Here is a 25,235-nt window from a genome sequence, read left to right on the forward strand (position 1 = left end):
ATTCCCCAGTTATACAACAAATGGGAAATTTCGTCAAAAAAACGTCCGGTCAATTGACCAGACGTTTTTTGAACTATTTAACGATTTGTAAGGTATTTAAAATCAAGTAGACATTCAGGATAATCAGAATTACCGCGATGACCCAGCCCAATACACGACTCCAAGTCCGGTTGGCGAATTCACCCATCAGCTTCTTACTACTGGTAAAGATGACCAGTGGAATCATGGCGAATGGTAACGCGATACTCAGGAAGACTTGTGAGAACGTCAGGAGGTTTTCGATTTTCGCTTCATTACCATGATAGATAATGGCGAAGATGATCACTGGCGTCACGGAGAGTAGCCGGGTAATCAACCGTTGTGCCCAAAGTGGCATCTTTAAGTTGATAAATCCTTCCATGATGATCTGTCCAGCCAGGGTCCCAGTAATGGTTGAACTCTGCCCAGATGATAAGAGGGCTAAAGCAAACAGCATACTCAGAATTGGACTGGCAATGGCGCCAACGATTTGGCTATCGCTCAAAGCATTGAACAGGTCAACGAACCGACCCAGATCACTGTTTGTTCCGAAGAATAAGGCGGCACCCAAAATCAAGAGGAGACTGTTGACAACGAACGCCAACGTTAATTGGATATTAGAATCAATGGTTGTAAATTTAATGGCTTGGGCCACACTCTTGCGGTCCTTGCGGTCAAAACTTCGCGTCTGTGAAATTGATGACCCCAAGTACAAGTCATGGGGCATCACGGTCGCCCCAACGATTCCTAAGGACAAGTAGAGCATCCCGTGATTCGTGATGACCGTACTGGAAGGCAAGTAACCTTCGAGGACTTCATTCATGTGTGGTTGGGCCAAGATAACTTCATATAGGAAGACGAATAAGATGACGGCCACCAACGTTGCAACGATGGCTTCAATCTTTCTAAACCCTAACTTCATCAAGACCAGCAAAACCAAGACGTCCATTGCGGTAATGATGATACCGACCAACAGTGGGAAACCAAATAACAGCTTCAAGGCAATCGCTGATCCAATAATTTCAGCGATATCGGTCGCCATAATGGCTAATTCAGTAATAATCCATAGGACGAATCCGGTTCGTTTACCGGTATGCTCGCGAGTCAACTGAGCTAAATCTTTTCCCGTGACAATTCCGAGCCGTGCCGACATGGCTTGAAGTAGCATGGCGACCAAACTGGAAAGTAAGACCACGGTGAGTAACGTGTACTTGTACTGGGCACCACCGGCGATTGACGTGATCCAGTTTCCGGGGTCCATATACCCCACAGCAATCAGTGCACCAGGTCCTGTATAAGCCATCAGTGTCCGCCAGAAGCCCGCATTTTGCGGCACTTCCACCGTCCCATTGACCTCATCCAGACTCTTTTGGTTACTCCCGGTTGACTGAATCATATGGTGCTTTTTCTCGTCGGTTTCATGATTATTCATAAAATCCCTCTTTTCTATTGGCTTAGAAATTCAGGTAGTCGATTGACTTCTGCCTTTCCTGGTAAACGCGAGTCAGCGTCAGCGAATGGTGCGAATAATGGCAAAACTTATCAAACTAACTCTAATGACGCGCTTCAATTCCAAACGTAAGTATAGGCCATTTTGCCGTAATGTCAACCGTGTTACGGCTAATTTTTGGTGGGCCAAAAAAGTTTTTTATATAGTGGAAGCGATAAATTTTAATTTATCACCGGGAGACGCTGGTCAACCGTTTCACTTCGTGGTGCCGTTTTCATTCCGGGTAGGAGTGCTCGTGTGAACCTTCGTACAAAATAAGTGGGCGGTTAGGGCAACTAACTTACTGATGTTGTTACCTAATGTCTAGATTAGTTTGGACTTAATCTAAGGGTGGTCAAAATATTTTTTCAATTGTAATTGCGAACAGCGATACGGCTAAGCCGGAAAAAATGAGTGTCCGCTTTGGATAGAAAATGTGGATATGTTGGGTGCAATTCCTTTAAATTTGGCGAGTTTGAAGGGCATATTACGGACGGAATCTTTTAGATGATTAGTCATTATCCATGGCAAACAGTAGATAACCTAGTTTTAAAAACTAGATGATTGCGTTATAATGATTCTTATCGTCAATAACAGATACTAGGAGAAACGAGGTAACCGCCATGCAATCAGAAAAAATTGCCATCTTAGTGGACTCCTGTTCGGATGTCCCGGCAGCCGTGCTTGAGGCGGCTGACATGGCTTTAATGCCAATGAACGTCATCTTTCGTGATCGGGTCTACGAAGACCGCGTCACGATTACGCCGACTGAGTTTTATCGTCGCCAAGCCACTGAAAAAGCTACCACAGCTAGCCCAACGGGGAAACGAATCGTTGAAGCGTTGGAGCGAATCCAGGCTTCCGGGTACACCCACGTCATTGCTATCTGTATTTCGGCGGCCCTTTCTGGCACCTACCAAGAAACCCAATTATTAGCCGCTGACACGCCGTTGACGGTCCACGTGGTCAACACTTGCAGTGTGGGAATTGGCAGTGGTTTTGCGGCCATTTATGCGGCCTCACTGCGGGCAGCAGGGAAGTCCTTCGCAGATATTGTTAGTGAAGTTGAACGGGTGACTGCGCAGACCAAGGTTTTTTTCTACGTCCCTTCATTAAAGTACCTTCAAGCGGGCGGTCGAATCGGTAAAGTGGCCGGCATGGCTGGGACTTTACTGAACGTTAAGCCAATTATTTCTTGTGATCCTGAAGGTATCTACTACCCGATTGCGAAGGTTCGCGGCGAAAAACGGACGATTCATAAGTTGTTAGCACTCGTTAATGATGCCATTGGAGATGCTAAACATGTCAATGTGGCGGTCTGTGACGGCGTGGCACCGGAGTTGCGGGAACACGTGCTCGAACAGTTAAAAGCAACTCACCCACAGGTTGAAAATTGGTATGCTGGCGATGTTTCACCTGCTTTAGGTGTCCACACCGGACCAGGACTGATTGGGGTTGGGGTGCAGGTGCTGGACTAAAGGCCGAGTGATTGGCCAGCTCAGACATGAAGGAAAACAAAAAGCCACGATTCACATCGCGGCTTGAGGGGGGATACGAGCAGGAATAGATACTTTGGGGGAGTGCTAAGTTCTGCTCGTAGAAAGAGTAATAAGAATTTGGTACAACCGGGTTAGCAACGTCTCTGGTTACTAACTTGATTGTAGTGTAACGCCTGATGCGATTAGGTGCAATTGATTGGTTTCATAAATTTACTAATAACGGCGAAACCCCTTGATAGTCTACTAAATTAACTCATTTTACGAACTAAAAGTAATCGGCTACCAGTCAGGTAAGCTTTAAAATTCGCCAACTCTGTAAGTCGTTAAAAGCGTGATAGAATACGATTTGACGTCACTGTAGGGGATACGGTGGCGTCTTTTTAGTTGAACAAAATGACTGACAACTCATTTTTAAATCGTATAATAGAAGGAGAAACAGTGTAGGGACGGCTATTGACGACACTTTCTGGATAATGACGGGCGGTGAGCGTAATGCCGATACTTTTGGGGTAATGGCTGAGCAAGTTTGCGACCGAATATCTCACGAAAGTAGACTTTGGTGGTGAACTGATGGTCGGTGAAAAATAGCAGAGTTACCTAAAACGATGGTGGGTGATGATTAAAATTGGGATTAAAGGCCGCTGATTAATCGTCAAAAACTAGTGTGATTACCCGTTAATTATTCATACTGATTCCACTATAAAAGCTAGTCATCATGGGCGATTTGCCGTCATGAATTAAGTGAAATGAAGTGGGAAATTATCGTATTCTCATCAAATTTCAGGCGTAATGCCAATTCAAATTTAGAAAAAAATACCGTGGAGGAATAATTAGTGTGACTTTATTCGTAATGATTTGGAATATTATTTGGCACCCGTTAGCAGTATTAGTACCGCTGACGAATCAATTGGGGACAGGCATCTATCCGCTCCTTTTTGCCTTGATTTTCCTGGAATCGGGGATGCTGATCTTCTCCTTTATCCCGGGGCAATCGCTGCTATTTATGGTGGGATCAATTGCGGCGAACCCGCACTCACAGCTGAACATCTGGCTACTCGTTTTGATGTTTACGTTGGCGGCTACTGTGGGTTCAGCGGTCAAGTACCTGACCACGTTGCGGTGGGGAAAGCATCAAGAGCGCTTGATTCGAAAACTGCCGGATGACAAAGTTGCTAAGGCGACGGCAGTGTTTAACCGAAATCAAGACCAAACCCTGTTGATTGGCCGGTTTATCCCATTTGTGGGGCTTTTCTTACCGATTATTGCGGGGACGACCGACATGAATTGGCGACAGTTTCGCTACTATAATTTTCTGGGTAGCTTGATCTGGGTTAGCAGTTGCTGTGCCGTAGGCTATTTCTTTGGAAATACCCCCTTTATCCGTAGCAATTTCACCTGGTTATTCTTAGTTCTCTTGGCCGTTCCATTCTTGTTTGGCCAGGTACGCCATGCGATTCAGCGGCGCGGTTAGACGTGGGACTTAAACTAGGCAGCTTGGTGAAACTGGTCGGCAGATCTGGGTTGGAACAGCGCGAATGCAGATCAATCCTGGGATGAGGCAGGTAGGTCAATTTTCGTTTTTTAAAAGAAAAAGAGCCGCTAATTTTCCCGTGAAGATGGGGATTAGCGGTTTTGTGTCTAAAGAAAGGGCCTCGAGTAACATGCGGATTACTCGAGGCCTTATTTAGGAATCTGTAAATAAATCACTTGTTTTGGGGGGAGTGCATCTATAGACAGTGATTCCTATCATCTATCACAGTGCTTAAGGTCAGAACGTATCACGAACTAACTATGGTTATCATAGCGGCTCAACAGGTCGTTCGCAAGCAAACTGTGACTCTTTAAAAACATTGGGTAGAAAAAAGGAAACACCCCTTGAATGGTTAGGTTCAAACCTTATAAATGAGACTGAATGACCTGTGAACTACCAAGCCATTTCGGTGATTTATTGCTGGAAGTTTAATGAAAACGGTACAAAAAAGGCTAAATTACAATCGGGGTATACGGGTTACGGTATGATATTAGCAGGACGATTGAATAAATCAAGTCGGCGAATCCCTTGCAATGGTAGCGTTTCATCCACCATAATAGCGCTACTTATGTCACGATAAATAAAATTAAATATTATATATTAAAATTATTATAAAACGTGCAGTTTGCACATTAACCCGTCATTTCTCTAAAAGTGTGAGGATTTGTCCCGCTTTCCTCCCTTTTTCGAGGCGAAGTCATTTATCTTTCGCTAACTTTCTAGTAGACTACCTTTAGAATCGTTTTTCATGTAGGAGGGTAAACATGAAAGTCATCATTGTTGGTAGTACACATGCTGGGACAAATGCAGCTATTCAAATTTTACGGGATCATCCGGATACAGATGTGACTATTTATGAACGCCACACCAATGTTTCTTTCTTGTCCTGTGGAATTTCTTTGTCCTTGGACGGTCAAGTTAAGCATCTCGAAGACATGTTTTATTCTTCGCCAGAACAACTGACCGATATGGGGGCCAAGATTAAGACTCGACACAATGTCTTGAAGATTGACTCAGAAAATAAGACGGTCGATATCGTGGACATGGATACGGGTAAAATGACCACAGATACCTATGACAAATTAATCATGGCAACGGGCTCGACTGTGACGGTACCACCTATCTTTGGTATCGATGAAGATAAAGTGATGTTGTGCAAGAACTATGACCAAGCCAAGGCCATCGATAAAGCAGCTCAAGGAAATAAACGAATTGCTATCGTGGGGGCAGGGTACATTGGCACGGAACTAGCCGAAAGCTATGCCCGGACGGGTCACGACGTTCAATTGTTCCAATCACGTGACATCATTTTGAACCACTACGTTGACCAGGGGTTGTCTGATCGAATTGTGAAGTTATTGAGCGACAATGGAGTCGACGTTCAATTGAAGCGGCGGGTCACGTCCTTCACAGGGAATGAAGACGGTGAACTGGTCATCGAAACGACGGATGGCGACTTCACAGCCGACTTGGCCATTGTTTGTACCGGATTTGTTCCGAACACCGAGCTCTTACGGGGCCAAGTTGAAATGGACCGGCACGGCGCAATCATCATTAACGATTACGTGCAAACATCCAATCCAGATATTTATGCTTGCGGGGATGCCAGTGTGGTTAATTTCAACCCAACCGGCAAACCAGCCTACACCCCATTGGCGACAAACGCGGTGCGTCAAGGGATGTTAGCCGGTATCAATATCTTTGGGAACATTCAACGTTACATGGGGACACAAGCGACCTCTGCCATGCAGATCTTTGGTCACACCTTGGCGTCAACCGGATTGACCATCGATCATGCGTTGCATTCAGGCCTGGATGCTGATATGGTCACCTTTGAAGGCACTTGGCGTCCAGAATATATGCCAACCACGGATCACTTGGTCATCAACTTAGTTTATGATCGGAGTGACCGGCGGATCTTAGGTGCCCAATTGTTAAGCAAACATGAGGTTGCCCAATCTGCAAATGCCATCTCGATTGCGATTCAAAACCGCAATACCATTGATGACTTAGCCTTCGTGGACATGCTCTTCAATCCGAACTTCGATGATCCCTTTAACTACCTGAACTTGGTCGCACAGATGGCCGTTGAAAAGGAAGTTAAGCGGGGAAATGATAAACCACGGTTAACTGCTGGAATGAAACCAGAACAGAAAGCCAACTAAATCTAACTGTAGTCATGGCGGTCGTTTACCCAAGTCGGGAAGCGGCCGTTTTTTTGGTACGCACTGGGGAAAGGTGGTTCAAAAAGGTGGCGTAAGCAAAAACCTAGCCAAAAGATGCCCCTGGGGGTATACTAATTAGTGCATTAGGACTACCAGCAATAATCAAGACTAAGTCCCGATGAAATTAGAGCTGCTATTAGCGTTACGACAATGACGTAGGAGGAATTTTAACATGCAGGCAATTACGAGTAAGGAATTTGAACATATTGGCGATGACACCGCCGTCACAGTGGTTGATTTTTGGGCGGACTGGTGTGGTCCTTGTAAGATGCAAACGCCAGTACTGGAGGCTTTAGACCAGGAATATGGTGATCAAGTGAAGTTTGCTTCTCTCGACGTCGACCAGAATCAAGAGTTAGCCCAGTCTTTGGGAATTATGAGTATTCCATCCATGGTGGTGTTCAAGAACGGTATGCCAACGGAAAAAGTCGTGGGCTTCCATCCTAAGGCCGCTCTCAAGAAGTATCTCGATGAGAAGTTGGGTGAGGTGACTGCCTAATGGTACAAACGACAGCCAGTCAATTAAAGAACCGGCTGCGACGGGCTGACGGGCAACTGCAAGGTATCTTAAAAATGGTCGATGAAGGGCGTGACTGCCAGGATATCTTAACGCAGCTAGCAGCCGTTCGTTCAGGTGTTGAGCGCATGATGGGCGTGGTGGTTGCGGAAAACGTCAAGCAGTGCGTGGCACAAGATCAATTGAGTGATGACCAGCAGGCTGAGCTGCAGGCTGCTTTGGATCTCGTCGTGAAAACACATTGATTAGCAGGGGGACTGTCCTAGTGGCAGTCTTTTTTTGCTATAATGAGAAGATGCTTTTCGAGGAGGACTTGGTTGTGGCAAATAAGCTATCAATTTTGATTTTCGCATTTATCGGTGGAAGCGGTCGGTACTGGATCGGCCAATCCCTGCCAGCAACGATGGGATTTCCCTGGGCAACGGTCATCGTGAACCTGCTCGGGTGTTTTGCGTTAGCCTGGCTGTCGCATGCCAAACGGCTCACGGCTCATTGGCCTAGTGCGGTAACCGTGGGGATGGGAATAGGTGGCATTGGAGCATTCACGACATTTTCGACCTTTAGTGTGGAGACAGTACGGATGATGACGCAACAGCAGTGGGGGGCGGTTGGTAGTTATTTAGCCGTGACCCTGATCGGTGGCATCCTGTGTAGTGCCTTGGGTGTCTGGAGCGCGCGGAAATGGGCGACCTTCCCGGTGATTGAGAAATGATGGCGGGACTAGCGGGTGTTGGTGCAGCGCTGGGTGCCCTGGGACGATATGTAAGCAGTCAGCTTGTAACAAAACTGCTGGGAACGCGCTGGCCGGTAGCCACGTTACTGATAAACTGGCTAGGATCCCTGTTATTGGGCATGCTGACTGGTTGGCAGGTAGCGCATGCGATGATGGTCTTATTGGGGACGGGCGTTCTGGGTGGGTTTACCACTTATTCGACCTTTAGCCACGAAGTCGTTATGTTAACCGACCAGCGACGGTGGGGAATGGCGTTAAGCTATCTATTGGTGAGCGTCATTGGTGGGCTGGTATTGGCTGGTCTAGGCGTTTATTTAGGGATGAGATTCAGCACGGGGCGATAAATCAGTGGTGTTTTGTGGCTAAGTTCCCTATCATAGAAATAATAAGAAATTACGAAGGGAGTGGCGGCTTTGGCGGAACGCACAACGATTACGGAACAAAATGCAGCGCTACGGCAACAATTATCGCCGCAAAATCAGGCGTACTGGGACGAGCTGGTCAGCAAGTTACGACAACAGCCCAAGTTCGCTGACGAGGCGGTGCTACAAAAGTATTTACGGGAGTTACTTCCGAGTTTACTAGTTGCCCAATCAGCGCAACAGACGGCACAACAATTTTACGGCGCAGATCCCGCAACGGTTGCTGTAAAGATGGGGCGGGTCGCACGCGCCAAGCCGAGCTGGCTGACCTGGGATCTGTTGGTTCCCCTTTTAATCTTTACGTTAGGGACAATTATACCGAGTGCTATCTTGCCCGCGGTGCCCTTTCAACTCTTACTGGTCGGCTTGGAATACGGTTTCTTTGTCATTGCGATGGCGCTAGGTATTGGAGTGACACAACGAATCCACACCCCACGTGGCCAAATTGCGAGTTGGCTGGTCATTATCATCGCACTACTGCTGGCAATGCGGGTAGCTGCACAGACGGTACCTGCCCAAGGCTTAGTCTACCTGACCCGGGTCGGTGGGAGTATCACGCTGCTCGTCTTTGCTATCGTTGTGACTGGCCTGACTTGGTGGCATCATCGCCGGCACGCCAATTCCTGGTTCCCCGCCATTTTAGGTAGTTTGTGGATTACCACACTGTTGGCCTTACTGGCGCGGATGCCGGCGACGTCTGGCCTGATGGTCACGTCGGCCGGTAACCTGTTGATTGCGCTCGGCACCATCTTAGGTGACCTGAGCATCTTGATTATTGGGTGGCACATTTGGCAAGCACGAAAAAATCAGACGAAATAAAGCGGTGGGACATCAGGCGGTTAGTTTGCGAGCATTAACGTGAGAACAGGGGTTATGCCTGGTCTTGGCATAAGTCCTGTTCTCGGGTTAAGCGCGACAAACTGCCTGGTGGCGCACGTTTCGACACGATAATGATAAAAAAATGATTCTTGAGTTATGTCTCAGATTTTTTTCGTTTTAGGTGTCAAAAAGACGCAGTCCATTGATTTGAAGTAGAATTTGATAAAAAGCGATTAGCTACCCAACATATCCCACGCTGTAGACACTAAACGAGACGGGAGCATAACTCAAAATCGGTTTTTTCAGAAGGCTAGATTTCTGAAAAAACCGATTTTGTTTTGAAATTATGATGTTGAGACGTGAGCAAAAAATCAGTGTGAAGGCTAGAAGGTTTAAAATACCGGTCAATCCGGTTCTAACCACCTAGAATCCGGCCGGTTGGATGGCGTCCGTTTGAAAATTAGACGTTGTCGATAAGTTCAATGCATTGCGTAGACTCTTAGAGACCTGTTCAATCTCATTTTGTGGGGCAATCTGGTAGTCGATGCCGTTGATGGTGGCATTTTCTCCCTGCAAAGTCTGCGATTCGATGTGCCGACTGGTATGACCGTCCTTGGTGCGTAGCCACATGAGATCGTTAAAGGTTAGGTTGGTCTGCAGGTTGTTGGTCAGCGAGTCTAAGACCGACTGATAACGGGCCAGTGAGCCAATGCCGGCTTCTTTGAGGACCAGAGCCTTAATAATTTGCCGTTGTCGCGCTTGGCGACCATAGTCACCGCGTGGATCATCATCGCGCATCCGCGAATAGGCGAGGGCGCTGGCGCCGTTCAAGTGAATCTTGACTCCCTTCGTCACGTTGCCCTGTTCATAGTGGAAGGTCAGTAGTGGGTCGACGGTGACACCGCCCACGGCATTGATCATCTTTTTCAGGCCCCCCATGTTGAGTAGAACGTAGTAACGAATCGGAATGTTGACGAGGTGTTCAACCGTTTTAATCGTCGCTTTGGCGCCATACAGAGGATAGGCAGCATTGATCTTTTCCTCATCTTGCTGGCTCCCCCAGATGTTGACCAGCGTGTCTCGGGGAATACTGGTGAGTTTAGCCGTTTGCTTGGCTGGATTAATCGTGGCCACGATCATGGTGTCCGTACGACCGATGTCATGCCGACCCAAGGCGCCCGTATCGGTACCTAAAAGCAGAATGGCAAAGGGTTTACCACTGGTTAATGCGGTATCGTTTGGTTTGACTCCCGCAGTATGGTAGGTCTTGGAAAAGGTACTTTTTGCGGCATGCCAAGCGCGGAAACCGTAAACACCGCCCCCGATAAGTAGTAACGAAAAAAGAATGAGCACCCAACGAAGCCAAGGGCGATGGGACTTCTCGGTGAAGTGGTGCTGACGTGGTGGTAATGGTGTGTTTTTCATAGTGACTCCTCCCCCTCTAATTCGCAACTCAGTATACCCATGTTTAACCGATATTGCGGCAGAGGGGACTTCGCTTTTACTATTTCTTAGAAGTCAGTTTGCAAATTTACTAAGCAATCTTGAATGCCCGCTAAATTAATAGCGGTCGACCTGACTTTTGGTGTAAAGTAAAGAAGGACACCTACTTTACATACAATTGAAAAAGGGAGTTGGCAATAATGGCAAAAGTTGAAAGTTTTACTTTGGACCACACAGCTGTTAAAGCACCATACGTGCGGTTGATCACCCGGGAAACGGGCGCTAAGGGCGACGTCATCTCGAATTTTGATTTACGGTTGGTTCAACCCAACACGAACGCAATTCCAACGGCCGGGCTACACACCATCGAACATTTATTGGCAGGCTATTTACGTGATGAAATGAGTGGCGTTATTGACTGCTCACCATTTGGCTGCCGGACCGGTTTCCATTTAATCACCTGGGGCGAACAATCCACTGAAGAAGTTGCCAAAGCATTGAAGGCAGCGCTTCACCGGATCGCTTTTGATACGGAATGGAAAGATGTTCAAGGCACTGACAAGTACAGTTGTGGGAACTACCGAGACCACAGCCTCTTCTCCGCTAAGGAATGGAGCAAGGATATTTTAGACAAGGGAATTTCTAAAGATCCGTTCACTCGCGAAGTTATTTAGAGGACGTTTAGTTAGTAAACAAACCTAGCGCGCCGGCCAATAGGCTAGCGCGCTATTTGTTGTGGTACGCTTAATGTAATGATGTAGAAAAATAAGTTAAGGGGGATGCGTTAGTGATGAAGCGGGTTAGCGGATGGCTAATCGTCATCGCATGTTTCATCAGCTTTGTTGGGGGCGTACCGGCGCATGCGATGGTCAAGCAACGAGTGCCGGCGTTACAACCAGTGGGACGCTTACGAATGCTAAATGATACGCGGGTTCATTTTGTACACGCGCCTAAACATTACGCGCACACGAAGCACGTGGTGACCCACACCATCAAGTCATCACAGGGAGCTTCTGTGACGTTTAAGACCAAATATTTGTTGCCACAACCGGGGTATCACCACCAGGCCTGGGGCAATCCGCAGAGTTTGGCGCTGACTGGTCGGTATCTATATGTCGTTTATTGTCCGATAGCTTGGCATAATCGGGGACGAATCGTGCGTTACGATGTTAAAAAATTAGCGAAGTTAAAGGCTACGGCGACTGAATTTCAGCATACGTATGCCAAACATGCGACGGCAAAGGAAAAACGGCTTCGTCGTGCGATCAAGGTGGGCCCTGTCTTTACCACGGGACACGGCCAATCCTTGGCATATGATTGGCACAATCATCATCTTTACATGTGGTGTGACCGGGAGAAGAAGCCGCGCGTTCCCATCAATCAATACGGTTATATCCAGCAGATCAGTGCGCGTCGTCTCAAACCAGCCTACCAGATTCGGTTTCGCTTGCGTCGGGGGCATTATGCGGTCCCTGGGGGCCACGTTTTGGCGTTTGATAAAGCGGGGCGTGCTTACTTTTGGTCAAATCCGGCCGGGTACCGCGCCAATATTTATCAAGGGCGAATTTCACGACATAAGGTCTCCTTTCGCTTGACCCATCAGGTCTTACGGCGTGGTCCGGGGACTCACGTGCAGGGAATTGCGGTGAATCCACACAACAATCGACTGTACCTGGTTGCTGACGGGTCGATCGCCAGTTTACCGATTCGTAAGCTAGCGGGCCGGGGACACCTGACGGCGAAACAGGTTCGCTGGACACGATTCGCATCTCGCCGGGAGTTTGAAGGATTGGCATTTACGACTAGTGGTCACGGCTACTTGCTGACGAATCATGATCCGGAAGTTCTGCGGGGAAATCGTGTCAGTTGGTAAGTTCAAAACTTAAAAAAATGAGCTTTACTCCTCAATTGATAGGGCTAGTGATAGACTAGCTGAAAAGATTGGGGGGTTAGGTATGATGCGAAAATTAGCAATTGTTGGGGCGTTACTCGTCAGTGTGGGGCTGGGAATAACGCCGCTGCTTCCAGCACATGCCATCACGATGGTTGATCAGACCAAGACCGCACTAAGCCTATCAAAACAACGGTCACTGAACGATAGCCAGGTTCATTTTGTCACGGTGCCAAGTCACTACGCGTCAGCAGCCAATTCGAGCGGCAGTAACACCATTGCTAGTAATCAAGGTAGTCCGGTCACGTTTACGACGAAATACTTATTACCCATTCCCGGCTATCATCACCAGGCCTGGGGGGATCCGCAGAGTATGGCGGTCGTCGGGCGATATTTGTACGTGGTCTACTGTCCAACGACTTGGCATAATCGGGGGCGTCTGGTCCGCTTCAATATGGCAAAATTAACGAATCTAAAGGCGACACCACAACAAATTCAAGGTGTTTATCGAACGAAGACACCCGTCACAACGCAGACCAAGGCGATTCGTGCCGCAATCAAGGTGGGCCCAGCATTCACCACCGGACACGGGCAATCACTAGCCTACAACCGAAAGGACCATCAGCTTTATATGTGGCAGGACCGTGAGTCCGCACCCCGGATTCCCGTTAGTCAGGCCGGCGTCATTCAACAGGTGAATCCAAATAGCTTGAAACCGGTTCGACTGATTCATTTCCGGTTGAAATCTAAGAGCTTGGCCGTCCCTGGGGGCCACGTTTTGGCTTTTGATCGTCAGGGTAATGCCTACTTCTGGACGCGGCCCAATGCCACCGATGTCTATCTGTATCGGGGGCATATTGGGCGGCGGCACGTGCATTTCCATTTGACCAGTCAGGTGTTACAGCACGGTCCCGGGACTTGCGTTCAAAGCATGGCGTACAATCCCAATAACAATCGACTTTACTTAGTTGCTGATGGGTCGATCGCCAGTCTGCCCGCCAATAAGCTGGCAGGCAATGGTAGTTTGACGCGTGGGGATGTAAAATGGACGCATTTTGCCTCTAAGCGCGAGTTCGAGGGGCTATCATTTGGGGATGATGGTCAGGCATACCTGTTGAGTAACCATCAGCCAGAAGTATTGGTCGGGAGCTCACTAAATTGGTAAATTACAGATGACGTGAAGACCGTTTCTTTAATAGAGACGGTCTTTTTTCGTCGTAGCAACGGGTTGACAGTCTCACTACTATGTATTACTATATAGCAGTACTCGTTAATACAGAGTAGTAAGGAGTAACCTGATGAAAATTACAACGGAACTGCTAAAGGGCGTGCTTGAAGGTATCGTGCTGCAACGGATTAGTGCGGGGGAAACGTACGGTTATGAGATTACCCAGTACCTGAATGAGCATGGGTTTGAGGACGTTGTTGAGGGGACGGTCTACACGATCTTGATGCGACTGGAGAAACAACAGTTGGTTGCTATCGAAAAAAAGAAATCAGACCGCGGCCCCGCTCGTAAATTTTATCAACTCAACGCGGCTGGCGAAGAGCGGCTCGCCCAGTTTTGGCAGCAATGGGCCTACGTCAGCACCCAACTAACGCAACTAAAGGAGAATCCGGCATGATGAATTATATTAAGAAAATGCGGCAGGAGAAGCGCGACTATCGCGAATTTAAGCAACGGGTGGCGGCATTGCCAACGCCCTACGAACAGGCCATGATCTCATTGGAAAAGTACCTGTGGAACTTGGCCAGCGGTGCGGCCATGTACACCGTCTTAAAGAACATTTTAGACATGTTCGAAGCGGCGGTTGCGGATGGGGCAACGGTGGAGCAAGTGGTTGGTGATGATTTGGTTGCCTTTGCGGATAACTTACTTGAGGAGTTTCCGGAAGCAACCTGGATGACTAAAGAGAAAGAAAAGTTACAACGAAAGGCATTTAAGCGTTAAGTTGTCAGAGAGTGGGACATCAGGCGATTAGTTTGCGAGCATTAATGTGAGAACAGGGGTTATGCCTGGTCTTGGCATAATTCCTGTTCTCGGGTTAAGCACAACAAACTGCCTGGTGGCGCACGTTTCGACATGATAATGGCAAAAATAAAATCAGCTTTTTCAGCAGAAAAAGCTGATTTTTGAGTTATGTCCCGGTCTCTTTTTTAAGTACAATGGATAACACCTAATATAATTAAATTTATTAAGCAAAATGGTGGCCTTTGCAGGTCAGCTTCGTTAAGATAGAAAGTAGCAGAACTCGCAAAAAGTGGGGGTGATGGACGGTGGCAATGAGAATCGCATTTTTAGTGCAACGCCATGCAGAAAAGGGACACCCGAAAGTACATAATATGTTCGTCGTGGGGCAGCCGATTCTTCTGACTGGCGGCGATGGCACGCTGGTTTACAATAAATCGATGGTAAAGTGGGGCTTGGTAACGACCATTGCGTTTGACGAGCATCGCCGGTTCGTCATTGGTTTTTCAACAGATAAAAACATGGTCCTGAATGAAAAGAACGTGACCACCTACGAGCAGGCAGCGACTGACGATGATCTCAGCCTGATTCTTCAGCACCAAGGCTACCAGTTGCCGGTAGCGGCGGCCACGGCGGACAAACAAGTCATGCAACGCCTCCAGCAAGTCTTACCAACGATTAAATGTCTGGACCAATTACCCCAAGAATATGTCGTCGTAGACTGTGAATTTGGGATGCTTTTTCAGACGCAGAACACCGGAAGTCAGATTATTCGCGAACAGACCATGACACTGGGAGAAAAGGCAGGCGTCTTTCAGTTGGGGGCATTGGGGTATGCCGCTGACAAAACACCTATCCTACGGTTCAACCGCTATGTGGATAATCCAGCCTTTACCCCTGAAATGAAGTTACGTGGTCTGAAGGAGACGGGGCTAACATTGGCAGATTATGAACAACAGGCGGCACCATTAGCTGTGTTGCAGGCTTTTATCGCCCAAATATTGCGGCATCATTACCCGCTGGTATTTTGGGACCGGACGAATGACTTACGCTTATTAAGGCATCTTTTTGCCGTTCATTACGATGCTTTGTCGGTAGCGGAACGTCAGGTGTTGGCGGCACCACTCAGTATTTTTGATGGGAGTGCCTATACCAACCGGGTCATTACCCGGAGTAGTCATCAGCGCGAGAGTGTTCATCATTATTTGCCGTTAAATGGTGTAGCAGGGTTGCTGAATGTCTTTAATCCCAAGCAACATAATGCATTATGGGATGCGCAAACGACGCACTACGTTGTCCAAGAACTTGCGAAGATTCAGCAGATGGCCCCATTGATTCTGGAGGCGCCACAAGTGATGACCCCACAACCGAAGGCAGGTAGCGCTAGTTCAGAGTCCTCAATAACTTTTCAAGAGCTACGTCAGGCGGGACAGACTTATCGCGAGATTGCTAGTCGGTTCGGTGTTAGCACGAGTACGGTCTGGCGGGCAGTTAGACAGGTAAAGAACGCATCAAGTAAGAGTAGATGATAACTAAAGAGGTTGAAAGTGCCAAAATTAGCAGTCATACCTGATTTTACTAAAACTAGGCAACATAGTAGTTGCGTCGCCTTACCGGCCGGCAGATATGGGCTGAATCGGTGCGAACGATGCGCCTGAGCCCATATCTGCCGACCTCTCGGCTTACGTTGTGCTTTCAGACGATACTGAGTAATGATGACCATCGTTATTAATGGGTGCCCAAAATGTTAGGTAGCCACGTCTTACAGCTGTTGTCGTGATAACACACAGTCAGCGCCGGAGGAGGCCAGGGATGGCCCCGGCCGAGCGAGAAGACTGGGGTTCTTTCAGTCTGAAGCGTCCCCACAGCAGGCGGAATCCCTGGTAGCCGTAGTGCGCCCAACTTAGGCTAATTTAATGGTACGACTACTTACTAATACTGAGATGAGGTCTGAATTTCATCTTTCAACTTTTAGCAGATAACAAAAGAAGCACGATTAGCGACTCACAGATCACTAATCGTGTTTCTTCATTTAATGGATAACGTTAACGTCTTAGATTACAGTGTAATCGTTGCGTTGGCACCGTCTAAGGCAGCCTTCGTAACTTTACCGTCTTCATGGACGTAGATGGTAGCAGCGCCAGTCAAACCAGTAGTCGTGACCTTCAATTGGTTACCGCTACGGTCAACAGTGACCTTGCCAGCATCCTTACCTTTTTGGTCAACAACGGCAACGGACGTTGAACCTTCATGCATATCGTACAAATGAATGTCCAAATCCTTAGTGAAGTCGTAGTCAGCGTGAACGGCTTTAGGGTTCCGTAAGAGAATCGTGTTGTCACGAGCCAATACAGGAAGAGATAATTCGTCGTAGGTCTTGCTGATCCACTTGCCTTCAGGCACGTTGTAGGTTTCACTATCGTCAATGATGCTGGTCCACTTGCCGGCTGGCAGGTAGAAGTTGACGTGGCCTTCCTTGTTAAAGACAGGGGCGACTAACAGTTGGGTCCCAAACATGTATTGGTTGTCCAAACTGTGGGTCGTCAAGTCCTTGGTAAAGTCGAACCACATTGGCCGCATTAATGGGTTACCATAAGCGGTGTTGTGGGCAGCCTGCGTGTACAGGTATGGCATCAAGGACAACTTCAAGTTGACGAACTTCCGCGTGTTCTCAACGGCTTCGTCATCGAAGTTCCATGGCACACGGTAAACGTTACTACCATGGTAACGACTGTGAGAAGACAACAGACCAAATTGTGACCAACGCTTGTAAAGGTCTGGTGTAGGGGTGTCAGGTCCATCTTCGAACCCACCAATATCATGGCTCCAGAATGCAAATCCGGAACTCAAGAAGGACAAGCCGCCGTGTAACGTATCGGACATGTTCTTGAAGTTAGATAAGGCGTCACCACCCCAGTGAACTGGGTACTTTTGGGAACCGACAGTAGCGGAACGAGCAAAGACAACTGCTTGATCCTTACCCTTGTTTTCAGCAATGGTGTCAAAGACAGCCTTGTTGTATTGCAGGGTGTAGTAGTTGTGTTCGCGCTTAGGATCTGAACCGTCAAAGAAGACAGCATCTTCGACAGGAATCCGTTCACCGAAGTCGGTCTTGAAGCAGTCAACACCCATGTCTAACAGGGCTTTTAACTTGCTCTTGTACCACTTAACGGCATCTGGGTTGGTAAAGTCAACGAAGGCATTACCAGCTTGCCAGAGGTCCCATTGCCAAAGGTTACCATTTGCACGCTTGATGAAGTAACCGTTCTTCTTGCCTTCTTCAAACATCTTACCCTTTTGGGCGATGTAAGGGTTAATCCAGACACAAACCTTGATACCCCGGTCATGAATCTTCTTGATCAAGCTTTCAGGGTCTGGGAATTCATCGCGGTCCCATTCCATGTTGCTCCATTCAAAGCCCTTTTGCCAGAAGCAATCGAAATGGAAGACATCTAGTGGAATGTTGCGTTCCTTCATGCCGTCGATAAACTTCAAAACGGTCTTTTCACTGTAGTCAGTGGTAAAGGAAGTCGTCAACCAAAGACCGAATGACCATGCAGGTGGTAATTGCATGTTACCAGTGAGTTCGGTGTAACGATGTAAGATTTCTTGAGGAGTTGGTCCGTAGATGACGTAGTACTGTAGGGATTCACCTTCAGAACTAAATTGAACGGCATCCACATTTTCTGAGGTGACTTCAAAGTCGACCGTTTGTGGTTCGTCAACAAAGACACCGTAACCAGCATCGGTTAAGTAGAATGGAATGTTCTTGTAAGATTGTTCAGAAGCAGTCCCACCATCTTGGTTGGTGATCTTAACTTCTTGACCGTTCTTGATAAAGTTTCCAAAGCGTTCACCTAAGCCATAAACCTTGTCTTCAACGCCAACAGCAAGTTGTTCACGCATGTAGTGGACATTGGTATCGTGGTTTAAGATTTCACCTTGTGCTTTGTTCCGAGAAGCGGTCAATACCTTACCGTTAGCAGTGAATTCCATATCGAAGTCTTCACGCAATGGCAGGGTAACCGTTAAGTCGCCACTCTTCAATGAAGCTTTCTTTTCCGTAACGTCAATGTCAACGTCAGGATCTGAGTTGTTAAGCTGATATGAAGGACCTTTGGTATCTTGATCAAAGTGGGTTAACTTAACACCGATAACATTTTCGATAGGGGAGGTGAGCTTAATCGTGCTCATCCCGAGGTTTAATTCGTCCCCCCGAGTTTGAATCCGTTTGTAAGGTGCGTAGACGTTTAAGGTCTTGCCATCCTTTTCGGCTTCGAATGCTTCAGCCGGTGAGTTAACGTCGTACTCTTCACGAGTTAACCAATAACCATTAGTAAACTTCAAAGTAGCCACTTCCTATTCATAATATTTGATAACTTAATTAACGTTCAACATCACGTTCAACTAGCGCAACGCTGAGGATGAAACCACCATAACAACATCGTAATTGGAAAGTTTAAGTACCGGATAGTTCGACATACGGATTGTTGGAACCGCATACATACTTAAGATCATCACCAGAACCAAACCGTCAATTACTGCCAACCAGCCAATTCAAGGAATCTCCTTCAAACTGACCTTTAACATTTGCCAACGTGTGAGTAAAGTTACTCGCTCATACGCCTGAAGCTTGTCCAGAAGGTATCTTGTAGCCAATTACGGATTGAATGTAATGGGAAACGAGATAGCAATACTGGCAATTCTTGGCACGTTTTGCGTGGAAGAATTGCAGATACATTAGAAATATAAAAACAAACCGTGCGTAAAATCTCCAGTAGCCCAACCGAATCTTTCACGCCATGAAAGCAACACGCTAGTTTAATGCTAACGAATTAGATGATGAAACCAATCTGTTTTCACCGCCTATAATTATTTAAGTCGGCCAACCAAAGTTGGTTGGTTGTTTACTCCAACATACTAACACGTTTTGAAAACGCATACAAATGGTAAATGGTTTTACTCAACTGATTTTATTTTTGGGAGGCTAGACTGTAAGCATACCACATAGGGTGTTTGATAGACATTTTCACTGGCAGTCTGCGGAAATGTGGCAAAGTGAGCATGTGTGCGATGAATGGCATGCAGGAAGACTAGCATGTATCGGGTGTTGACATAGTGGTAGCTGACGCACAGCCACTAAATGGGCGCTAGGCTGCTGGTCGATAAAGTGATCCAACCACCATATTGCCTGGATTTAGGTCCAAGCGGGTGGTTACATCAGCCATGACGGTAGTTTGGAACTTTCGACCTTTAGTTAAGTATTGTAAAAATTATAAGACGTTTAGACCGAGTTGTGCGGGTTGCGTGGGTATAATGAAAACAAAGTGAAGCGAAGGGGTGTAACACCTTGCGAAAATTATGGGGATTGAATCAACGGCTCAGTCAATGGCGAGCAATTCGCGCCATTAAAGAGGCGTTACGGGTAGTTTACCCATTTATCTTACTCATGACGGTCGTCGATGTTTTAGGGCAAAGTATTTTGGCCAACGACGGCTTCTTTTTTCAAATTTATCATATTGGTAGTTGGTTGCCGGCCATTGCGGTCTGGCGGATGGCTGCCCGTGTGATCAGTATCGTTATTAACGGATTAGTGGCCGTGACGGTGGCATTTATGACGGCCAATCAGCTTGCACGAAGCTACCGTAGTGATGCGTTAGCAGTCGGCATTATCAGTGCGTTGTCGTTTTTAACGCTCAATGTGAATTATCAGGCTTTAGGGCGTAAAACGACTGGTATGTCACAATTTATGGAAGAGAACTTGGGGCCACAAGGAATCTTTCTGGCAATCGTTGTCGGCTTGGGCGTTGGCTGGGGCGCAAGTCATCTCATGACTAGGTTCAGTCGGTGGCGCTTGCACCATCCGCGATTCGGCCAACCCTCTTGGACTGGCCGGGTCATTTGGCCGCTGACCGTGATTTTACTGATGATGGTGGCTATAGGGTATGGGCTGAGCCTGCTGACACCATATGGTATTAATGGACTCGTCTATCAGGGGTTGAGTAGTCTGGTAGCCAATCCAGGGCACCAAGGCGTGGTCATTGTGGCCGTTACTACCATCAGCAACTTTTTGTGGTGGATTGGGTTTGTCGGTCCCGTAAGCCTTGCCGGCAACAGTTCCGTTACGTCACTGCAGAACTTGTCCTATGCCATTCAGCATGGTTCCGGCTGGGGGGCACCAAACTTAGTGACGCTACATACTTTGGGTGATGCATACGCTAACTTTGGGGGCGCCGGAATGACCCTATCACTGGTTATCGCCATCTGGATTGGATCGCGACAGGCCAGCTATCGACGGGTCGCAAATCAGACATTTCTGCCAAACTTGGTCAATTTGAACCAGCCGACCTTATTGGGATTGCCCTTACTGTTCAATCCTATTTTGTTAGTGCCATTTTTGGTTGCACCGGCCGTCAACATCACGTTGGCGTGGTTTGCGCTGACCTGGAAACTAGTACCACCAATTGTCTATCCCGTGCCCCGAACGACACCGGGACCACTGATCGCCTATTTGGGAACCGGTGGTGATTGGCGAGCGCTGGCACTGAGTCTGGTGTGCCTGACGGTTTCCGTCTTGATTTACCTGCCGTTCGTACGGCTGCTCAACCAGGAAGGGGGCGGCAACCATGCGGCATAGTTGGTGGCGGTGGCTAGTCGGCATCCTCTTGGTACTGGCCGTTTTTCTGCCCAGTATGACTTGGATGCGACACCAGATCACCCAATACAAAACGAATTATAAAACGCCATTGGATCCAACCATCATGGTGCCCGGGTCTAGCGCTAGTCAGAATCGATTTGATGCGTTGATCAAGGAACTACGTAAAGAAACCAAGACCGGCCACAGTGTGTTGAAGGTCAAAGTTGCAGAAAATGGGCAACTTTCCTATACGGGATCGATTCGGCGGGGTGACAATCAGCCCTTTATCGTCGTGGCTTTTGAGAATAACCGTGATGGTTACGCGAATATCGTCAAGCAGGCGCAGTGGTTGAACATTGCGATGAAGGATTTGGTTAAGACGTATCATTTCAATCACTTTTCGACGTTGGGTCATTCCAATGGGGGACTGATTTTGAGCCTATTTTTGGAACGCTACCTCAGTCAACTTAAGGACGTTAAAGTTGAACGGCTGATGACGATTGCCACACCGTACAACATGGAGTCGGACAGTACGACGACCCAGACGGCTATCCTAAAAGAATTGATCAAGTACCGCAAACAATTGCCGAAGTCGCTGACGGTGTACTCCGTTGCCGGAACTGAGAACTATTCAAGTGACGGCACCGTGCCCGCCAATAGTGTCAATCAGGGAAAGTATGTCTTTCAAAATCAGGTGGCCCACTATACGCAGATTACGGTGACCGGGGATGAGACGACCCATTCGGCCCTGCCACAAAACAAGCAGATTGTGCTGTTGATTCGGCAATACCTCTTACAAGAAACGCTACCGGCGAAGGATCGGTATCAAAATCAGGCCCAGAATCAGGTGGATAGTCGCAATGCAACGGATGATCCGGGGTTGCCTCAAAAATGAAGTAAAGGTGGATGGTGACGGTGAACTTTCGTCAATTAGAATATTTTCTGGCGGTGGCAAATGCTGGGCAGATCACGGCAGCCGCTCGACAACTGCATATGGCCCAGCCTCCGTTGAGCTATCAGTTGAAGCAACTGGAAAATGAAATGGGAGTGGCACTATTGAACCGAACCGCTGGGGGCACGACGCTCACGCCGGCCGGGAAATTACTGCGGGATTACGCACAACAGTTGTTGGATCTGCGTGACCGGGCAGACAGTCAGGTGCGGTCACTGGGACAGGGCCTCGCAGGTGTTCTCTCGGTGGGGGTCATTTCATCGTCGATTGGGGCCACGCCTAACGCCAAGTTACGGACATTGACGCGGCACTACCCCAAGGTTCAGATTCGCTTATTTGAGGACAATACGTATGGATTGATCGACCGGTTGGACAAACGCCTCATTGACGTTGCCATTGTCCGAACACCATTTACAGCTCCGGGATTGGCTAGCAAGGAATTGACCACTGAGTCGATGGCGGCGGTCGTGCCCCAGAAGTACGATCACTTCCAGGGGGCCACGTTGCGTGTGGAGGACTTGGCAACGGTGCCGTTGATCATCTATCGGCGCTTCGAGCACCTCTTTGAAACGACCTTTGCCGAAAAGAAGATGACGCCGTTCATCGCGTGCACTTGTGACGATGCGCGGACGGCCGTCCAGTGGGCCAATAACCGCATGGGCGTTGCCATCGTGCCCCGGTCGGTGGCGGAGGGGGTCAGTGGCGTTGGCACGGTGGTTCGGCCCATTCGCTATCAGCCATGGCGGACGACGCTGAAATTGGTGTGGCCAGAGCAGCTTGCGCCGAGCCCGCTGCTGCAACGGTTTATTGATAGCTATTGACGCGAAAAAACGTTGTGGCCATATCATATTTGAAATACAAAATAGACGATTCTCCCATACTTTTTTAGTATAGGAGAATCGTTTTCTTCTGTAACCGGTTTAATGGTTGTCAGGGTGGGACTGTGCAATGATGGTGCTTATTCAGTTCCAGGTAACCGGCGAAACCAATGCTAAGCGTGATAATTCACAATGGAATGGCTTTGAATTTTTTAATGCTTATTCTACAGGGACTATTTCTTGTGATAAAAGTTCGACTGACTTATTTCAGGGTCAGCTCCCAAGGTTGCCTCCGCTCGCAGAAAAGTTGATAATCAGATTTGTACTTTGGTTCATGAGGAGGATAAATCGCTATGATTCAAACAGCCTTAATCATGTTGGCCGTGGGTGTCTTCGCTGGTATCGCCGGGTCAATCCTGGGTATCGGTGGGGGAATGATCATCACGCCAATCCTGACCCTGGGAATGGGATTAAATATTAAATACGCAATTGGGGCCAGTATCATCGCCGTGATTGCAACGAGTTCGGGCTCAACCATTGCCTATTTACGGGACAACGTGTTGAATTTACGGGTCGCGATGTTTTTGGAAATTGCAACGACTACTGGTGCCATCGTGGGTGCTTTACTGACGGGGGTGCTGGACCCGAAGTACTTGTACCTCTTGTTCGGATGCCTGTTGGTCTTTTCCGGATGGAACATGTATCGCAAGTTACGGCGGGGGTCGGAAGTCTTACAACGGGTCGAACCGGATAAGATTGCATCCAAGCTGAAATTGAATGGCAGCTATTTCGACAAGGCCGAGATGAAGACTATCGATTATCAAGTGGAAAACGTTCCGGCCGGGTTCTCCGTCATGTTCGGTGCCGGGGTAGCCAGTGGCTTGTTAGGTATTGGTTCTGGTGCCTTCAAGGTCATGGCAATGGATACCTTTATGAAGATGCCGCTCAAGCCTTCCAGCTCAACATCCAACTTGATGATGGGGGTCACGGCGGCGGCCAGTGCGACGGTGTACTTCTTTAACGGTGCTATTTTGCCAGGAATCGCGGTCCCAATGGCATTAGGCATCTTGGTGGGAGCGGTGATCGGTTCGCGAATCATGCAGATCCTGCCAGCACGATGGATTCGTATCGTGTTCATCCCAATCATTTTATACATTGGGTTACAGATGCTGTTTAAGGGATTGGGGGTTCATTTCTAATGGCACAAAATAAATCGACTGCAAATGAAATGGCACAGGTGGAAACGGTCATCGGTCGGATCTTACAGGTCGGCGTCATCTTTTCCGCCATCGTCATGTTGATTGGCCTCGTGATGTTCCTGACAACTGGCTTTTCGGGTTATGCTGGCAGTTATGTGCCCCGGCGTATGGGCCAGATTTTAGTTGGCACCTGGCAGCTAAGACCGTACGCCATCATGATGCTAGGCGTATACTGTCTCATCTTGACGCCTGTCTTACGAGTCGTGGTCTCCATTTACGCCTTTTACAAGGAACGCGACCACCTGTACGTGGCAATTACAACGTTGGTCTTATTTATCTTATTGGTGGCTCTGGTCATCGGAATCAATGGTTAAGCAATTTTAGTAGAATAGAAGATTAAAAATCCTCCGCGGCGAATTGGCTGTGGAGGATTTTTTAGTTTGAAATTTTAAATGACTAAAGGTTGAAAGTTCCGGCTAGGCCTGTTCTAACAGCAATAGTGGGACTAAATTCAGGCAACCTAGTGGTCCGGTCGCCTTACCGGCCGGCAGATATGAGCTGGATCGGTGCGAACACAACTTGAAGCCTCGAAAGGTCCGAGTCTACAAGCTTGGTTTTCTACTAAGCCAGTAAGAAAACCACTTACTGACTAAGTAGAACGACGCGCCTGAGCTCATATCTGCCGACCTTTCGGCTTACATTGTGCTTTCGGACGACAATGAAAATGCAATGTAACGGTTGTTATCAGCTGAATCAAAAAATTTCAGGTAGCAGTGGTCTATAACCGTTGTCGTGATAAAACACAGTCAGCGTCGGAGGAGGCCAGGGATGGAGCCGGCCGTGAAAGTGGTGTTGGCTGGCGTTTTTTTCAGCCAGCTTACACCACGGGCGACTTTGAAGACACGCGTTCTTCGTGGCTCCAAATCGAGCGAGAAGACTGGTGGTCTGCCAGTCTGAAGCGTCCCCACAGCAGGCGGAATTCCTGGCAGCCGGAGTGCGCCTAATTTAGCCTAATTTAACGGTGCGACTGCTAATCCACGCCGAGATGAGACCTGAATTTTATCTTTCATGTC

At 48.0% G+C, this 25,235-nt stretch carries 22 protein-coding genes; 19 read left to right on the plus strand and 3 right to left on the minus strand.

The genetic code is table 11. The features are described 5' to 3' along the window. Nucleotides 1-73: 73 nt before the first annotated feature. Nucleotides 74-1,450, minus strand: a complete 1,377-nt coding sequence (locus tag FAY32_RS05490) for an Nramp family divalent metal transporter (RefSeq protein WP_143462457.1) — start codon at nucleotides 1,448-1,450, stop codon at nucleotides 74-76. A gap of 680 nt (nucleotides 1,451-2,130) precedes the next feature. On the opposite strand from FAY32_RS05490, the gene FAY32_RS05495 reads away from it, so the two are divergent. From FAY32_RS05495 to FAY32_RS05530, 8 genes are all read left to right on the plus strand, one after another. Beyond that, nucleotides 2,131-2,985, plus strand: a complete 855-nt coding sequence (locus FAY32_RS05495) for a DegV family protein (protein ID WP_143462458.1) — start codon at nucleotides 2,131-2,133, stop codon at nucleotides 2,983-2,985. An 856-nt stretch (nucleotides 2,986-3,841) separates the two neighbouring features. Next, the gene (locus FAY32_RS05500; RefSeq protein WP_143462459.1) at nucleotides 3,842-4,477 is read left to right on the plus strand and encodes a VTT domain-containing protein; all 636 of its coding nucleotides are present in this window, start codon (nucleotides 3,842-3,844) and stop codon (nucleotides 4,475-4,477) included. 824 nt (nucleotides 4,478-5,301) lie between these two features. Then, nucleotides 5,302-6,702, plus strand: a complete 1,401-nt coding sequence (locus FAY32_RS05505; protein WP_143462460.1) for an FAD-dependent oxidoreductase — start codon at nucleotides 5,302-5,304, stop codon at nucleotides 6,700-6,702. A 232-nt stretch (nucleotides 6,703-6,934) separates the two neighbouring features. Next, nucleotides 6,935-7,261 carry a thioredoxin gene (gene trxA, locus FAY32_RS05510; RefSeq protein WP_048734622.1) on the plus strand — a complete coding sequence of 109 codons (327 nt, stop codon included), beginning with the start codon at nucleotides 6,935-6,937 and terminating at the stop codon, nucleotides 7,259-7,261. Continuing rightward, nucleotides 7,261-7,524 carry a metal-sensitive transcriptional regulator gene (locus FAY32_RS05515; protein WP_143462461.1) on the plus strand — a complete coding sequence of 88 codons (264 nt, stop codon included), beginning with the start codon at nucleotides 7,261-7,263 and terminating at the stop codon, nucleotides 7,522-7,524. Before trxA ends, FAY32_RS05515 begins: the two co-directional genes overlap by 1 nt. A gap of 74 nt (nucleotides 7,525-7,598) precedes the next feature. Next, nucleotides 7,599-7,991, plus strand: a complete 393-nt coding sequence (locus tag FAY32_RS05520; protein WP_143462462.1) for a fluoride efflux transporter FluC — start codon at nucleotides 7,599-7,601, stop codon at nucleotides 7,989-7,991. After that, nucleotides 7,988-8,356, plus strand: coding sequence for a fluoride efflux transporter CrcB (gene crcB, locus FAY32_RS05525; RefSeq protein ID WP_225428291.1), 369 nt, complete (start codon nucleotides 7,988-7,990; stop codon nucleotides 8,354-8,356). The genes FAY32_RS05520 and crcB overlap by 4 nt, the downstream gene beginning before the upstream one ends. Nucleotides 8,357-8,425: 69 nt before the next feature. Next, entirely contained in the window at nucleotides 8,426-9,253 is an 828-nt protein-coding gene (locus tag FAY32_RS05530) for a DUF1129 domain-containing protein (protein WP_143462463.1), read from the plus strand. Between the two features lie 423 nt (nucleotides 9,254-9,676). On the opposite strand, the gene FAY32_RS05535 is transcribed toward FAY32_RS05530, so the two are convergent. Then, the gene (locus tag FAY32_RS05535) at nucleotides 9,677-10,678 is read right to left on the minus strand and encodes an LCP family glycopolymer transferase (RefSeq protein ID WP_143462464.1); all 1,002 of its coding nucleotides are present in this window, start codon (nucleotides 10,676-10,678) and stop codon (nucleotides 9,677-9,679) included. Nucleotides 10,679-10,896: 218 nt separating this feature from the next. Between FAY32_RS05535 and FAY32_RS05540 the strand changes: the two genes are divergently transcribed. The 6 genes from FAY32_RS05540 to FAY32_RS05565 all read left to right on the plus strand — a co-directional run bounded on the left by FAY32_RS05540 (nucleotide 10,897) and on the right by FAY32_RS05565 (nucleotide 16,085). After that, nucleotides 10,897-11,370 (plus strand): S-ribosylhomocysteine lyase, encoded by a 474-nt coding sequence (locus tag FAY32_RS05540; RefSeq protein ID WP_048734637.1) that lies wholly within the window; start codon nucleotides 10,897-10,899, stop codon nucleotides 11,368-11,370. Between the two features lie 116 nt (nucleotides 11,371-11,486). Then, nucleotides 11,487-12,569 (plus strand): hypothetical protein, encoded by a 1,083-nt coding sequence (locus FAY32_RS05545; RefSeq protein ID WP_143462574.1) that lies wholly within the window; start codon nucleotides 11,487-11,489, stop codon nucleotides 12,567-12,569. Nucleotides 12,570-12,651: 82 nt separating this feature from the next. Beyond that, nucleotides 12,652-13,752 (plus strand): hypothetical protein, encoded by a 1,101-nt coding sequence (locus FAY32_RS05550; protein WP_225428293.1) that lies wholly within the window; start codon nucleotides 12,652-12,654, stop codon nucleotides 13,750-13,752. 133 nt (nucleotides 13,753-13,885) lie between these two features. Next, entirely contained in the window at nucleotides 13,886-14,212 is a 327-nt protein-coding gene (locus tag FAY32_RS05555) for a PadR family transcriptional regulator (protein ID WP_143462466.1), read from the plus strand. Continuing rightward, complete coding sequence (locus FAY32_RS05560; RefSeq protein WP_143462467.1) at nucleotides 14,209-14,538, plus strand: DUF1048 domain-containing protein; 330 nt, start codon at nucleotides 14,209-14,211, stop codon at nucleotides 14,536-14,538. Before FAY32_RS05555 ends, FAY32_RS05560 begins: the two co-directional genes overlap by 4 nt. 332 nt (nucleotides 14,539-14,870) lie before the next feature. Next, entirely contained in the window at nucleotides 14,871-16,085 is a 1,215-nt protein-coding gene (locus tag FAY32_RS05565) for a helix-turn-helix domain-containing protein (protein WP_225428298.1), read from the plus strand. A 529-nt stretch (nucleotides 16,086-16,614) separates the two neighbouring features. Here FAY32_RS05565 and yicI read toward each other — a convergent pair. Next, complete coding sequence (gene yicI / locus FAY32_RS05570) at nucleotides 16,615-18,903, minus strand: alpha-xylosidase (protein ID WP_143462469.1); 2,289 nt, start codon at nucleotides 18,901-18,903, stop codon at nucleotides 16,615-16,617. A 1,003-nt stretch (nucleotides 18,904-19,906) separates the two neighbouring features. Here yicI and FAY32_RS05575 point away from each other — a divergent pair. From FAY32_RS05575 to FAY32_RS05595, 5 genes are all read left to right on the plus strand, one after another. Further along, complete coding sequence (locus tag FAY32_RS05575; protein ID WP_143462470.1) at nucleotides 19,907-21,193, plus strand: PTS transporter subunit EIIC; 1,287 nt, start codon at nucleotides 19,907-19,909, stop codon at nucleotides 21,191-21,193. Then, nucleotides 21,183-22,088, plus strand: a complete 906-nt coding sequence (locus tag FAY32_RS05580; protein ID WP_143462471.1) for an alpha/beta hydrolase — start codon at nucleotides 21,183-21,185, stop codon at nucleotides 22,086-22,088. Before FAY32_RS05575 ends, FAY32_RS05580 begins: the two co-directional genes overlap by 11 nt. An 11-nt stretch (nucleotides 22,089-22,099) precedes the next feature. Next, nucleotides 22,100-22,966: a LysR family transcriptional regulator gene (locus FAY32_RS05585; RefSeq protein ID WP_225428294.1), complete on the plus strand. Its 867-nt coding sequence runs from the start codon at nucleotides 22,100-22,102 to the stop codon at nucleotides 22,964-22,966. Between the two features lie 350 nt (nucleotides 22,967-23,316). Beyond that, on the plus strand, nucleotides 23,317-24,162 hold the full coding sequence (locus FAY32_RS05590; RefSeq protein ID WP_143462473.1) for a sulfite exporter TauE/SafE family protein: 846 nt from the start codon (nucleotides 23,317-23,319) through the stop codon (nucleotides 24,160-24,162). Continuing rightward, on the plus strand, nucleotides 24,162-24,536 hold the full coding sequence (locus tag FAY32_RS05595) for a DUF1634 domain-containing protein (RefSeq protein ID WP_143462474.1): 375 nt from the start codon (nucleotides 24,162-24,164) through the stop codon (nucleotides 24,534-24,536). Before FAY32_RS05590 ends, FAY32_RS05595 begins: the two co-directional genes overlap by 1 nt. Nucleotides 24,537-25,235: the final 699 nt, after the last annotated feature.

Source organism: Levilactobacillus enshiensis, from assembly GCF_007115095.1.
GTDB classification, from domain to species: Bacteria; Bacillota; Bacilli; order Lactobacillales; family Lactobacillaceae; genus Levilactobacillus; species Levilactobacillus enshiensis.

Coding starts and splice junctions, on each gene's coding strand:
- FAY32_RS05490 (WP_143462457.1), bottom strand. CDS start 1,450: ATGAATAATCATGAAACCGACGAGAAAAAGCACCATATGATTCAGTCA.
- FAY32_RS05495 (WP_143462458.1), top strand. CDS start 2,131: ATGCAATCAGAAAAAATTGCCATCTTAGTGGACTCCTGTTCGGATGTC.
- FAY32_RS05505 (WP_143462460.1), top strand. CDS start 5,302: ATGAAAGTCATCATTGTTGGTAGTACACATGCTGGGACAAATGCAGCT.
- trxA (WP_048734622.1), top strand. CDS start 6,935: ATGCAGGCAATTACGAGTAAGGAATTTGAACATATTGGCGATGACACC.
- FAY32_RS05515 (WP_143462461.1), top strand. CDS start 7,261: ATGGTACAAACGACAGCCAGTCAATTAAAGAACCGGCTGCGACGGGCT.
- crcB (WP_225428291.1), top strand. CDS start 7,988: ATGATGGCGGGACTAGCGGGTGTTGGTGCAGCGCTGGGTGCCCTGGGA.
- FAY32_RS05535 (WP_143462464.1), bottom strand. CDS start 10,678: ATGAAAAACACACCATTACCACCACGTCAGCACCACTTCACCGAGAAG.
- FAY32_RS05540 (WP_048734637.1), top strand. CDS start 10,897: ATGGCAAAAGTTGAAAGTTTTACTTTGGACCACACAGCTGTTAAAGCA.
- FAY32_RS05545 (WP_143462574.1), top strand. CDS start 11,487: ATGAAGCGGGTTAGCGGATGGCTAATCGTCATCGCATGTTTCATCAGC.
- FAY32_RS05550 (WP_225428293.1), top strand. CDS start 12,652: ATGATGCGAAAATTAGCAATTGTTGGGGCGTTACTCGTCAGTGTGGGG.
- FAY32_RS05555 (WP_143462466.1), top strand. CDS start 13,886: ATGAAAATTACAACGGAACTGCTAAAGGGCGTGCTTGAAGGTATCGTG.
- FAY32_RS05560 (WP_143462467.1), top strand. CDS start 14,209: ATGATGAATTATATTAAGAAAATGCGGCAGGAGAAGCGCGACTATCGC.
- FAY32_RS05565 (WP_225428298.1), top strand. CDS start 14,871: ATGAGAATCGCATTTTTAGTGCAACGCCATGCAGAAAAGGGACACCCG.
- FAY32_RS05580 (WP_143462471.1), top strand. CDS start 21,183: ATGCGGCATAGTTGGTGGCGGTGGCTAGTCGGCATCCTCTTGGTACTG.
- FAY32_RS05585 (WP_225428294.1), top strand. CDS start 22,100: ATGGTGACGGTGAACTTTCGTCAATTAGAATATTTTCTGGCGGTGGCA.
- FAY32_RS05590 (WP_143462473.1), top strand. CDS start 23,317: ATGATTCAAACAGCCTTAATCATGTTGGCCGTGGGTGTCTTCGCTGGT.
- FAY32_RS05595 (WP_143462474.1), top strand. CDS start 24,162: ATGGCACAAAATAAATCGACTGCAAATGAAATGGCACAGGTGGAAACG.